Origin of the sequence: Klebsiella sp. 28 (assembly GCF_018223905.1) — a bacterium.
Classification (GTDB): domain Bacteria; phylum Pseudomonadota; class Gammaproteobacteria; order Enterobacterales; family Enterobacteriaceae; genus Klebsiella; species Klebsiella pneumoniae.
Genome location: NZ_JAGRQY010000118.1, coordinates 1 through 11,969 on the forward strand (window position 1 = coordinate 1; position 11,969 = coordinate 11,969).

At 59.7% G+C, this 11,969-nt stretch carries 14 protein-coding genes; 9 read left to right on the forward strand and 5 right to left on the reverse strand.

Annotation, left to right across the window (positions count from 1 at the left end):
• A partial coding sequence (locus tag KHQ28_RS19805; protein ID WP_228298281.1) for a PfkB family carbohydrate kinase occupies positions 1-291 on the reverse strand: 291 nt, incomplete at its 3' end.
• A gap of 238 nt (positions 292-529) precedes the next feature.
• On the opposite strand from KHQ28_RS19805, the gene KHQ28_RS19810 reads away from it, so the two are divergent.
• The 3 genes from KHQ28_RS19810 (at position 530) to KHQ28_RS19820 (ending at position 2,793) form a co-directional block, all read left to right on the forward strand.
• Entirely contained in the window at positions 530-1,171 is a 642-nt protein-coding gene (locus KHQ28_RS19810) for a helix-turn-helix domain-containing protein (RefSeq protein WP_004151802.1), read from the forward strand.
• A gap of 135 nt (positions 1,172-1,306) precedes the next feature.
• Positions 1,307-1,651 carry a DUF3302 domain-containing protein gene (locus tag KHQ28_RS19815; RefSeq protein WP_002892695.1) on the forward strand — a complete coding sequence of 115 codons (345 nt, stop codon included), beginning with the start codon at positions 1,307-1,309 and terminating at the stop codon, positions 1,649-1,651.
• Positions 1,651-2,793 (forward strand): HlyD family secretion protein, encoded by a 1,143-nt coding sequence (locus tag KHQ28_RS19820; RefSeq protein WP_002892697.1) that lies wholly within the window; start codon positions 1,651-1,653, stop codon positions 2,791-2,793. The genes KHQ28_RS19815 and KHQ28_RS19820 overlap by 1 nt, the downstream gene beginning before the upstream one ends.
• Positions 2,794-2,833: 40 nt before the next feature.
• On the opposite strand, the gene KHQ28_RS19825 is transcribed toward KHQ28_RS19820, so the two are convergent.
• From KHQ28_RS19825 to KHQ28_RS19835, 3 genes are all read right to left on the reverse strand, one after another.
• A complete protein-coding gene (locus KHQ28_RS19825) occupies positions 2,834-3,631 on the reverse strand; it encodes an ABC transporter ATP-binding protein (protein WP_002892698.1) in 798 nt (265 codons plus the stop codon).
• Positions 3,628-4,656: an iron ABC transporter permease gene (locus KHQ28_RS19830; RefSeq protein WP_072143255.1), complete on the reverse strand. Its 1,029-nt coding sequence runs from the start codon at positions 4,654-4,656 to the stop codon at positions 3,628-3,630. Before KHQ28_RS19830 ends, KHQ28_RS19825 begins: the two co-directional genes overlap by 4 nt.
• Before the next feature lie 61 nt (positions 4,657-4,717).
• On the reverse strand, positions 4,718-5,836 hold the full coding sequence (locus KHQ28_RS19835; RefSeq protein ID WP_020324543.1) for an ABC transporter substrate-binding protein: 1,119 nt from the start codon (positions 5,834-5,836) through the stop codon (positions 4,718-4,720).
• Positions 5,837-6,107: 271 nt separating this feature from the next.
• Here KHQ28_RS19835 and KHQ28_RS19840 point away from each other — a divergent pair, with 271 nt between their 5' ends.
• Both KHQ28_RS19840 and KHQ28_RS19845 read left to right on the forward strand, forming a co-directional pair.
• Positions 6,108-6,497 carry a hypothetical protein gene (locus tag KHQ28_RS19840; RefSeq protein WP_032419276.1) on the forward strand — a complete coding sequence of 130 codons (390 nt, stop codon included), beginning with the start codon at positions 6,108-6,110 and terminating at the stop codon, positions 6,495-6,497.
• Between the two features lie 179 nt (positions 6,498-6,676).
• The gene (locus tag KHQ28_RS19845; RefSeq protein WP_020324546.1) at positions 6,677-7,132 is read left to right on the forward strand and encodes an RcnB family protein; all 456 of its coding nucleotides are present in this window, start codon (positions 6,677-6,679) and stop codon (positions 7,130-7,132) included.
• A 64-nt stretch (positions 7,133-7,196) separates the two neighbouring features.
• Here KHQ28_RS19845 and KHQ28_RS19850 read toward each other — a convergent pair whose 3' ends face one another.
• Complete coding sequence (locus tag KHQ28_RS19850; RefSeq protein WP_019705351.1) at positions 7,197-7,322, reverse strand: hypothetical protein; 126 nt, start codon at positions 7,320-7,322, stop codon at positions 7,197-7,199.
• Here KHQ28_RS19850 and KHQ28_RS19855 point away from each other — a divergent pair.
• From KHQ28_RS19855 to KHQ28_RS19870, 4 genes are all read left to right on the forward strand, one after another.
• Entirely contained in the window at positions 7,285-7,422 is a 138-nt protein-coding gene (locus KHQ28_RS19855; RefSeq protein ID WP_032408802.1) for a hypothetical protein, read from the forward strand. The genes KHQ28_RS19850 and KHQ28_RS19855 overlap by 38 nt on opposite strands.
• 215 nt (positions 7,423-7,637) lie before the next feature.
• Positions 7,638-8,816 (forward strand): M20 aminoacylase family protein, encoded by a 1,179-nt coding sequence (locus KHQ28_RS19860; RefSeq protein WP_029602943.1) that lies wholly within the window; start codon positions 7,638-7,640, stop codon positions 8,814-8,816.
• 19 nt (positions 8,817-8,835) lie between these two features.
• Positions 8,836-9,612, forward strand: a complete 777-nt coding sequence (locus KHQ28_RS19865) for an ABC transporter substrate-binding protein (protein WP_002892707.1) — start codon at positions 8,836-8,838, stop codon at positions 9,610-9,612.
• Between the two features lie 128 nt (positions 9,613-9,740).
• Positions 9,741-10,694 (forward strand): aldo/keto reductase, encoded by a 954-nt coding sequence (locus tag KHQ28_RS19870; RefSeq protein ID WP_032419275.1) that lies wholly within the window; start codon positions 9,741-9,743, stop codon positions 10,692-10,694.
• Positions 10,695-11,969 lie beyond the last annotated feature (1,275 nt).

Genomic DNA, 11,969 nt, shown 5'->3' on the forward strand with positions numbered 1-11,969 from the left:
AAAGGTGCGCTCCCCGCGGCTATCGAGATCGACCACCACCGTGGAGGTGCGCTGCGCCGCATCGAGGCGCATGTAGTTCACATCCACCTGCTCCTGCGCCAGGGTGTGACGCATAAAACGGCCGAAGGGATCGTCGCCGACGCGGCCGATAAACCCGCTGTCACCGCCGAGCCGCGCCACGCCGACCGCCACGTTGGCCGGCGCGCCGCCGGGGCATTGCAGCAGGCGGCCCTCTCCATCGGGCAGGAGATCGACGACCGCATCGCCGAGTACCCAGATTTTTCCATTCATACGACAAGCTCCTCTAAGCTAAACTTTATTAAACCGGTTTAGCTCATTAAAGCACAGCCCACCGGTAAGCGGAACGATTGGGTCACGAAACAGGGAGGCGAGGGTAAAAAATGTGAGCCAGGCGGAATATTTCGCCACTCCAGATCTGGACTTTTCCTTCCCCACCCGCTTAGGTATAGTTCAACAGGTCGCGGTTAGCCCCGCCGCGGTGGCCAAAGGTAAAGGAGTGCGTAGCGCGATGAACCCCAGTTTTGGCGATATTTACGATCGGTACCAGAAGCTGACGCTGACTACGCATCTGCCGGCGGTGATCGCCTGCAGTGAAACGCTGAGTTTGGGCAAAGACCAGGGCTTTATTCCGCAGCCGGGCTATCTCTACTTTCTGCTGCAGGGGCAAATGACATTGGCCTTTGGCGATGAGCAGAACCTGGTCGGGATTGTTATCGCGCATATGCCATTAGGATTACTGGAACATTATTGTCCGTCGGTCGCGCTCTATTATCAGTGTCTGGGCGAGTGCCAGCTGGCGAAAATAACCGCCAGCGATTTTGAGCGAATATTCTTTCATTCGTCGCCGGGCTATATGCAAGAGCTGACCACGATCCTGGCCTATATGGGCATATTTGCCCTTGATGCCCACTATGAACGCGGCAGCCAGACCAGCTTTCAGACCATTAAATCGATGCTGTCGCGCTATTTATATCGCGGCGAAATTGATGGGGGTCAGCATGAGAGCCTGTCGGCATTTATTATTAAACGAACCAATCTCTCGCGCAGCTATGTGTACCAGGTGCTGGCCGCGCTGCGCGAGGGGGGATATATCACGGTGAAAAAAGGCAAGCTGATCTCCATCGACCGTCATATTCCTGAGAAATTCTGAATCCGATTCGGCAGATTCACGCCATCACGTTGCTATTACCGCCAGGGAAAGCGCTAAGCGCGCTTTTTCCCCCGGCCCCGTTACGCCTGAATCTGGCTGTTTTATTTATTTAACCTTGCACTCTGGAGTTATTTTATGACCCTGGACTATGTGGCGCTGGCCATTCTGATCGCCGTGGCCTTAATACTTTTTTATGGCGTGATTGTTATTCACGATATTCCTTATGAAATCGCCAAAGAGCGGCGTCATCCTCATCAGGATGCGATTCATTATGCCGGTTGGGTCAGCTTATTTACCCTCCACGCGCTGTGGCCCTTGTTATGGATCTGGGCGACGCTGTGGCGCGAAGACCGCGGATGGGGGATGCGCCACATTGCCGACGAGCAGCAGGCGCTGCATCAGCGTCTGGAAACGGTGGTCCAGCAGCTGGAACAGGTCCAGCGCGAGGTGGACGTTCTGAAAGCGAAGGAGGCAAAATAATGGAAACGTTAATGTTGCTGACCTACGCCGCGCTATGCATCGTGGTGTTTAAAGTTTTTCGCATCCCGCTCAATAAGTGGACCGTGCCGACGGCGGTGCTCGGCGGTATCGCCCTGATTGGCGCGGTGATCTTCGGGATGAACTACAACTTCCCTTATACCGACGTCGGTAACCAGGTGTTTCGCACCGTGCCGATTGTGTCGCAGGTGCGCGGCCGGGTGCAGAGCGTACCGGTGAAGCCTAACCAGATGCTGCATAAGGGCGATGTGCTGTTTACCCTCGACCCGACGCCGTTCCAGGCGAAAGTGGACGATCTGCAGGCGCAGATAAAAGCAGCCAGTCAGGATGCGCTCTCCTTAAACGCGGCGTTAAGCCAGGCGCAGGCCGAGCTGAGCCGTGCGGTGGCCCAGCGCGACCAGTCGCGGCGGGAGTATGCCCGCTATCGGGAGGGCCATGCCCAGGGCGCCTTCTCCGATCAAATGGTTGATACCCGTCTGCAGACGTGGAAAGCCGATGAAGCCAGCGTCAGCGCGGCTCAGGCGAAGGTGGTTCAGGCGCGTAATGCGCTGGACTCTGTGGTGAAGGGCAAAAACACCACCGTGGCCTCCCTGCTGGCGCAGCTGCAAAAGGCGCAGTTTCAGCTGGAGAACACCGTCGTCCGCGCCCCGGAGGATGGCTATGTCAGTACCGTCGGCTTACGGCCGGGCACCATGTCCACTGCGCTGGGGATGATCCCGCTGATGACCTTTGTGCCGGTGGAGGGCGCCGCCTCGCGGGAGTACGTCGCGGCATTTCGCCAGAACGCCCTGCAGCGTCTGCACAAAGGCGAGCCCGCGGAGCTGATGTTTCCGGCTATCCCGGGCACCGTCTTTCGCGGAGAAGTGGCCGACGTGCTGCCGGCGATTGGCGAGAGCCAGTTCCAGGGGCAGGGCAAACTGCTGACCACAGACGCGCTCAATACCCATGGCCGGGCGCTGGTGGTGCTGAAGGTGACCGATCCGCGTTTTGCCGAATACGCTCTGCCGCAGGGGGCCACCCTCGAGGCGGCGGTCTACTCGGATCATCTGAAAGAGCTGTCGCTGATCAGGAAGATCCTGATCCGTATGAAAAGCTGGGAAAACTATATCTATCTCGATCACTAAGCCGGCGGGCGCGGGGCGGACGTGCCGCCCCGCGCCGCGGTCAGGCCTCGCTGTCCACCAGGCCGTCAATAATCACCTGCCGCACCCCCTGCGAACAGGGTTCAATACGCCCGCGCACCCCATAGACGGCCGCCAGAGTCTCGGGGGTGATGACCGCGGCCGGGGTGCCGTCGCCGAGCAGCTGGCCCGCCTTGAGCATCAGCACGTGGTCGGCGTGACGCAGGGCAATATTGATGTCGTGCACCACCACCAGGGTCACGATGTTGCGCCGCCGGGTCTCCCGGCGCACCAGATCCATCACGTGAAACTGGTAGTTGAGGTCAAGGGCGCTGAGCGGTTCGTCGAGCAGCAGCAGGCGCGGCTGGCGGATCAGCGACTGGGCGAGACCCACCAGCTGCTTTTGCCCGCCGGAGAGCTGATCGAGGTAGCTCATCGCCAGATGGGCAATCCCCAGCTGTCGCAGCAGCGCCATCACCTCCTCCTGGCGCTGCGGACTGTGGCGTCCTCCGGCGGCGCGCTGGGCAACGATAATCGACTCCAGCACATGCAGATGCACGCCGGCGGGCAGCGTCTGCGGAAGATAGACCACCTGCTCTGCGCGACGTGAGAACGGCTGCGTCAGCAGATTTTCCCCCTCCAGCAGCAGCTCGCCGCGGCAGGGGCCCAGACCCGCCATCGCCCGCATTAACGTTGATTTACCGCTGCCGTTTGGCCCCAGCAGCGCGGTGATTTTCCCTCGCGGCAGATGGGGAACCGTCAGGTTCTCGATCACCTTGCGTCTGGGGTAGCCGGCGCTGAAGTGAGACAGCGACAGCCCGGATAATGTCTGGTCGCTCATACCTGCCCCCGATGACGTAAAATGATGCTCAAAAAGAACGGGACCCCGACCAGGGAAGTGACGATCCCCACCGGAATAATGGCCCCCGGGATCAGGTTTTTCGAGGCGATGGAGGCCAGGGAGAGCACCAAGGCGCCGATCAGCGCGCTGGCGGGCAGGTAAAAGCGATGGTCTTCGCCGAAGAGCATCCGCGCAATATGCGGCGCCACCAGGCCGATAAAGCCGATTGGCCCGACAAAGGCCACCGAAAGCGCTGACAGAATGCTGATCCGCAGCAGCGTGGTCAGGCGCAGACGGCGAACGTTAATGCCAAAGCTGATGGCCCGGTCCTCGCCCAACCGCAGGGCGGTCAGCTTCCACGCGCTGCGCAGCGACAGGGGCATCACCAGCGCCAGGGCGACCAGCAGGATGGCGACTTTGCTCCAGGAGGCGCGATCGATGCTGCCCATGGTCCAGAACACCAGCCCCTGCAGCGTGTCTTCGTTGGCGATGAACTGCAGCATCGAGACCAGAGCGTTAAAGGTAAAGACCAGCGCGATGCCGAACAGAATGACGCCGGAGGTGGCCACCTGGGTCCAGCGGGTGATGCCGTCCAGCAGCAGGGCCGCCAGCAGGGCGAAGATAAAGGCGTTGGCCGAGATAAACCACTGGCCGGGAATACCGGGCAGGCCAATACCGAGCACAATCGCCAGCGCGGCGCCAAACGCCGCAGCCGAGGAGACGCCGAGGGTAAACGGGCTGGCCAGCGGGTTATTGAGGATGGTCTGCATTTCGGCGCCGGCCAGTCCCAGCGCCAGACCGACGATAATCGCCATCACCGCATAGGGCAGACGGATATCCCAGACGATGGCGCGCGTGCCCGGATCGGCGCTGGCCGGATCGGTTAACGTCTGCCACAGGCTCTGCAGCGGCAGACCGGAGGGGCCGAGCATAAAATCGAGCAGCAGCGACGCGACAATCAACAGCGCCAGCAGGAGGATCAGCAGCAGACGGCGACGCACGATACGGCGATAGTCATCCATCACGCCAGAGGTCCCGGCGGGCAGCCCGTCGAGCACGGAGTCGGAGGTTAAACGCATGCTGTATTTACTCGCTCTGCTGCCAGGAGAAGACGAACGGCTGGTCCGGCAGGTCGGTGAAATGGCGCACAATATAATGGTACGTCTCATCCGGGTTGAGATCGCCGAAGGCCTGCGGGTAGATATCTTTCGCCAGGTATTCCATGCCGACAATATTCCACGGGTGGTTATAGAAGTGGTGATAAACGCCATAGGCCCGCTTTTCCTGTACCGCCGGGATCTGGCTGACCCCAGGTCGCGCCAGCAGCGTCTGCGCCAGGGCCTTCACCGCCTCTGGCTTAACCGCATAACCCAGGGGCAACACCTGGCTGTTGCCGCGCTTCGAGCCGGTCATGATCCAGGCGTCGGGCTTCATGCTGATGATTTTCTCCAGCGAAACGAACCCGGAGGCGCCCGGCAGCAGCTGCGAACCGATATTGTTCGCCCCGACCGCCTCCACCAGCCCGCCCCAGCCGCTGTGGCCGTGGGTAAAGCAGCAGGCGTCGCTGTTGCCGGCCAGCGCTTCCACGAAGACGTTGGCCTTCGGCGTGATGGTCGCGGTCTTCTGGCGAATCGACTGCAGCTGCTGACGATAGTAATCGGTAAAGGCTTTGGCCTGGCTCTCGCGGTTAAGGACTTTGCCCAGCAGGTCGATGCTGGGGGCGGTATCTTTCGCCGGGTCGATCTCATAGTCGACAAACAGCACCGGAACGTGCAGGGCGCTGAGCTTGTCGATGACGCCGCTCTCCATCAGCGCTGGCCTGGCGCGCAGCTGGGCGATCATCAGATCCGGCTGACGGGCGATGACGCTTTCAAGATCGACGTTCCCTTTATCGCTGAAGCCCATGTCAAGGATCGTGGCCGACTGCGGCCACGTCGTTTTCAGCATCTGCCAGGTGGCAACATCCTGCTTTTTCGCCAGATTATTCCATGCCACCAGCCGTTTAAACGGATTGTCCCGGTCCAGCAGGGCGAGGGTCATAATGTCGCGGCCATCCTGCAAAATAATACGCTGCGGCTCTTTGGCGAGGGTGACCTGCCGGCCGTCGAGGTCCGTGACCGTCAGGGGATATTGGGTTGCATAGCTGAGGAGGGGCGTCGCGAGCAGCGCAGTAAGTAACAGCGATCTTACTGATTTTCTTGCCATAAAATGAGTTCCGTTTGCCAATTTATAAATATAATGATTCTGAGAATTATTCTCGAGTAAACGTCAACGGCAAGTATATCAAGGGCAAATTTCATAAAATGTAACAAACATGTTGGAAATTATGCCAACGCCGACAGGGCGCGCGAGGCGGCAGCATTTTCTGCCATGGCTGGAGGTCGAAGACGTTTTTCAGGCTAATTCCTAATGTCATCCCCGGTTCGTTGTGCCATCCTGAATGCGACTCATAACACGACACGTGAGAGAGGATATTATGAAAAAAGCAATGATTGCGTTATCGGCTATTCTGGTTGCGGCTCCGGTTTTTGCTGCGACAACACATGCAACAGATGATACCGTCGCGGCGGCGAATGCCAACGCCAACACCGCTAAAGAGAAGCTGCATCAGGCCCAGCACGAGGGCGAAGAGCAGCAGCTGAAGGCGAAATACGCCGCCGAAGGCAAGCAGGACAGCGTCGGCAGCCAGGTGAGCGAAGGCGCGCAGAAAACCTGGAACAAGACCAAAGAAGGCACCGAGAAGGGGTGGGATAAGACCAAAGAGGTCAGTGAAAAAGGCTGGAACGCCACCAAATCCGGTGCGGAAAAGGGCTGGGATAAAACCAAAACCGGCGCCGAAGAGTTAAAAAATAAAGTGACTGAATAAGTCCTTTTACCTGTCTGAATAAAGGTCGCGAAAGCGGCCTTTTTTATTGTCCTTCCTCCCGCAGCCTGGCTGTTGCGCAGCACAGCAACTGCCGATGCCAGGAATCGTCCTGGTTAACCAGTTACTCACTCTTTCTTCACATTTGCCCGGTACAAAGGAGCTGAATCAGGAGGTGTACCATGAAAAAGATGATTTCTCTGGCAGTAATTTTATCCTGTGTGCTGAGCGTCCCGGCCTTTGCCGATGGCCCGAACGACGGCCATCGTCCGGGGCAACCCACGGTGTGGCAGAACGGTCCGGACCATGACGGGCATGCACCGCAGGGCGGACCTGACGCGCATCATCAGGGCGACCATGACCAGCGTGGCCCGGATCGCGACGGCCATGACAAACGCGATCTGGCACGTCATGAGCAGGACCATTTCGCCTGGCGCGGGAGCGATTTCCGCAAAGGCCACCCGGCTCCGGCGCCGTTCCGTGGCGATGAATATCGCGTCCGCGACTGGAGCGACCGCGGCCTGCCGCCCCCGCCGGAAGGCCATCACTGGTCCTATATCGACGGTAACTATGTGCTGATCGCCGCGGCGACCGGGATCATCACCTCGATTCTGGTAAGTGGCGCCCTCGGCCACTAAATGCGCTGCTCCGCGACGCCGGGTCAGGAAAAGCCTGATCCGGCGATGGCGCACTCGCGGAAAGCTACGGATCCAGCGCAGCATCCGGCCAGTATTTATAACCATTGATCGTTGCCTGGGTGGACAGTTCTTTTTCGGTCAGATGATAAACGTTGACCTTCGAGGGCAGGGAGGCGGTATCTGACGCCACGCCGCTGGTGGAGGCGGCGATCGGCGCGCTGCAGCCCGCCAACGTGACGATAGCGAGAAGGAAAAGCCTCTGTAATTGTCTGCCCGTTTATTTTATATAACGCTGGATGTGGCCGTGCAGGGTAGGGTAAATAACGGGAAATTCTCAAAAAAATAAACTTTTATTTTTTAATTGCACTATTTTTATTATTCATTGCGCTGTGGTGAGTGGATTATTAAATAAGATGCGTCCATTCCAGGTATTAGAAATGCTGCTTGCATAAACTTTTCATCGCGATACCGTGATAAGTCCTTAATTTATTTCCCGGAGAGCGGCATGAGTGATTATGTAATTCCAGAAATTAAAGCGACGGAAGCGGAAATGATTTCTATCCGTCATTATTTACATGCCAATCCGGAATTAAGTCTTGAAGAGTTTAATACCAGCGAACTGGTCGCCAGCAAGCTGACGGAGTGGGGCTATCAGGTGACGCGCGGTCTTGGCAAAACCGGCGTGGTCGGCAGCCTGAGCAAAGGCGATTCTCCGCGCACCATCGGTTTACGCGCCGATATGGATGCCTTGCCGATCGAGGAAACCACTGGTTTACCCTGGGCCAGCACGGCGCCAGGAAAAATGCACGCCTGCGGCCATGACGGTCACACCACCATTCTGCTGGCGGCGGCGAAATATATCGCCTCGCCGGCCTGTCAGTTCAACGGCACGGTGCATCTGATTTTTCAGCCGGCGGAAGAGGCTATCGGCGGCGCGGATTTAATGATTAAAGACGGCCTGTTCGAGCAGTTCCCCTGCGAACGCATCTTTGGCTTGCACAACATGCCAGGCCTGCCTGTAGGCAAGCTGGGCTTCTACGCCGGCAACTTCATGGCCTCGGCGGACACCGTCAAAATCACGATTACCGGCTACGGCGGCCACGGCGCCCACCCCGAGCGCACCGTCGACCCGATCGTCGCCGGTGCGGCGCTGGTGATGGCCCTGCAGAGCATTGTGGCGCGCAACGTGCCGCCGGGGGAAACGGCAGTGGTCAGCGTCGGCACCTTCCAGGCCGGTATCGCCTCCAACGTCATTCCGGAGAGCGCGGTGATGGAGCTGAGCGTGCGGGCGATGAAGCCGGAAATCCGCGACCTGCTGATCAAGCGTATTCACGAGCTCGCTGACTTTACCGCCAAAAGCTATGGCGCCAGCAGTGTAGTGGAGGTTTACGACTCCTATCCGGTATTAACCAACAGTCCTGAAGAGACCGATTTCGCCCGGGCGCTGGCGCTGGAGGTGTTTGGCCGCGAAGGAGTCCTGGAGTCGATCTCGCCGATGAACGCCAGCGAGGATTTCGCTTTTATGCTGCGCGAACGCCCGGGCAGCTACTTCCTGCTCGGCAATGGCGAGAAAGGGGAGAAGGGCGGTTGCATGGTGCACAACCCCGGCTACGACTTTAACGATGACATTATCACCACCGGCGCGACGCTGTTCGCCCGTCTGGTGGAAAAACACTGTCGCTAATCTCTGGAGAAGAACGCGAATGAAAAAATCACTGTTGCTATGGCTGGCCTTAATGGCGTCGACGTCGGCGCTGGCCGAAGGGGGAAAGGAGATCCGCTTCGGCGTTGACCCGACTTTCGCGCCGTTTGAATGGAAAGATCCGCAGGGCAAGCTGGCGGGGTTTGATATCGATTTAGGCAACGCCATTTGTCAGCAGCTGCAGGCGAAATGCGTGTGGGTGGAAAGCAATTTCGACGGCATTATCCCGGCGCTGAAGGCGCGTAAATTCGACGCGATCCTTTCCGGGATGTACATGACCGAGAAGCGCAAAGCGCAGATTGCCTTTAGCGACAAGTTGTATAACGGGCCGGTGTTCCTCGTGGCGCGTAAAAATACCCTGCAAGGCAATACGCCGGAACAGCTGAAGGGCAAAACCATCGGCGTGGAGCAGGGCTCGGCGCAGGAGACGTATGTTAACCAGCACTGGCGGCCGCAGGGGATAAACATTGTGGCCTACCAGGGGGCCGATAGCGTGGTGCGTGACCTGGAGTCGGGGCGCATCGACGGCGCGGTGCTCTCCGGGATGATGGCCGACTACAGCTTCCTGCAGCAGCCGCAGGGTAAGGAATTCGCCTTTGTCGGCGGCCATCTGCAGGACGATACGCTGTTTGGCGCCGGGGCGGCGATAGGTTTGCGTAAAGACGATGAGGCGCTGCGTCAGGAAATTAACGGCGCGATTGCGAAGATTCTTGCCGACGGCACCTATAAAAAATTAGCTGGCAAATATTTTAGCTTTGATGTTTATTCCGGGACATAATGTCAGAGTGTACCTGCGGGCGTGGAGCGCCCGCCGTAAGATTCCTTTTCTGATTATCCAATCGACCTCCTCTCCTGACCCCTGTGGTTACCTGAGGGAAGCAGAATATAAGCTAAGGAGTACTCGGCATGATGACACGTCCTTTGGGCAAAACCGGATTTTCCATCGCCCCATTAGCCTTTGGCGGCAACGTCTTTGGCTGGACCATCGATGAAAAAACCAGTTTTGCTCTTCTTGATGCTTTCGTTGACCACGGTTTTGACGCTATCGATACGGCGGATGTTTATTCCCGCTGGGCGGAGGGCAACCAGGGCGGCGAATCTGAAACCATAATCGGCCGCTGGCTACAGGCGCGCCCCGGCATGCGCGATAAAGTCAAAATTTTCACCAAAGTCGGCTCCGATCTCGGCCTCCCCGGCCATAAAGGGCTCAGCAAAGCCTGGATCCAACAGGCGGTTGACGACTCTCTGCGTCGCCTGAATACCGATTATATCGACCTCTACTTCTCCCACTGGCCGGATCCGCAAACCCCGGTGGCGGAAACGCTGGAGGCCTTCCATAGCCTGCAGCAGGCCGGAAAAATCCGCGCGATGGGGGCTTCTAACCTCGATGCGATGCAGCTGGCGGGGGCGCTGGAGGTGGCGCGCAAGGGCGGCTTGCCTGCCTGGCAGGTGCTGCAGCCGGAATATAACCTCTACCACCGCTCCGCCTTTGAAGGCGCGCTGTGCGATCTCTGCGTCAGCCGCGATATCGGGGTGGTGACCTACTACAGCCTGGCCTCGGGGTTCTTAACCGGTAAGTACCGTCAGCCGTCGGATCTGGCGCAGAGCCAGCGCGGAGGCAAGATTGGTAAGTACCTGAATCCACGCGGGATGCGAATTATCGATACCCTGGCGGCGGTCGCGGAGGAGCAGGGGGCGAAGCCGGCGGAAGTGGCCCTGGCGTGGCTGATCGGCCGCGAAGGGGTGACCGCGCCGATCGCCAGCGCCACCAGCGTGGCTCAGGTGGAGAGTTTTGCCCGCGCGGCGGCGCTGAGCCTGAGCGCGGAGCAAGTGGCGCGGCTGGACGGCGCCAGCGCCTGAGGCAATCCCTCTTCCCGGCGGGGAGAGGGGGGAAGGCTATACATGACGCGGACCGTAGGCCGGGTAAGGCGCCAGCCGCCACCCGGCAAAATAACGGCGCAACCGGTAATGTCCCTGCTCGCGCTGCGCTTAGCAGGGCTACAGCTTCTATGTTACTTCCGGGCCGATTGCGCTCCCGGTTAATTGTCTGCGTTATGGCAGTCATGGTGCAGGGAGCGCACAGGGGGCGGCCAGTCGCCGCCGCCCCCTGTACCCCCGGGCTCCGGCCAGCAACATCGCCGCTGCGCGGTGCCTTCGACTTATCCCTGCAGGCTTCGGGTCGGGCCGAGGCAGCGTCCGTGCAAAACACGGCCCTCAGCCCGCATCCATGCGGGCTGCCCCGGCCTTCCGGGAACGTCTCAGCGATGTTGAGGCCGCAACACCGGCAGTTTCAGCAAGACTGGTGAATAAATTAACGACAGGTTGCGCGAATCGTAGGCCGGGTAAGGCGCCAGCCGCCACCCGGCAATAAAGCGGCTCTGTGCCTGATGGCATCGCCCGGTGGCGCTGCGCTTACCGGGCCTACGGGGTGTGATCGTGTGAGAGGCCCCGGTAGGCCGGGTAAGGCGCCAGCCGCCACCCGGCAATAAAGCGGCTCCGTGCCTGATGGCATCGCCCGGTGGCGCTGCGCTTACCGGGCCTACAGACAGTCGGAGCCGGACAAGTAGGCCGGGTAAGGCGTAGCCGCCACCCGGCAATAAAGCGGCTCTGTGCCTGATGGCATCGCCCGGTGGCGCTGCGCTTACCGGGCCTGCGAGGTGTGAGCCTGTGAGAGGCCCCGGTAGGCCGGGTAAGGCGTAGCCGCCACCCGGCAATAAAGCGGCTCCGTGCCTGATGGCATCGCCCGGTGGCGCTGCGCTTACCGGGCCTGCGAGGTGTGAGCCTGTGAGAGGCCCCGGTAGGCCGGGTAAGGCGCAGCCGCCACCCGGCGAAATAACGTCACAACTGAATATTTCCCTGTTCGCGCTGCGTCTGGCAGGGCTACAGCTTCTGTGTTAATTCCGGGCAGATTGCGCTCCCAATATTTCTTCTGCGTTATGTCACTCATGGCGCAGGGAGCGCACAGGGGGCGGCCAGTCGCCGCCGCCCCCTGTACCCCCGGGCTCCGGCCAGCAACATCGCCGCTGCGCGGTGCCTTCGACTTATCCCTGCAGGCTTCGGGTCGGGCCGAGGCAGCGTCCGTGCAAAACACGGCCCTCAGCCCGCATCCATGCGGGCTGCCCCGGCCTTCCGGGA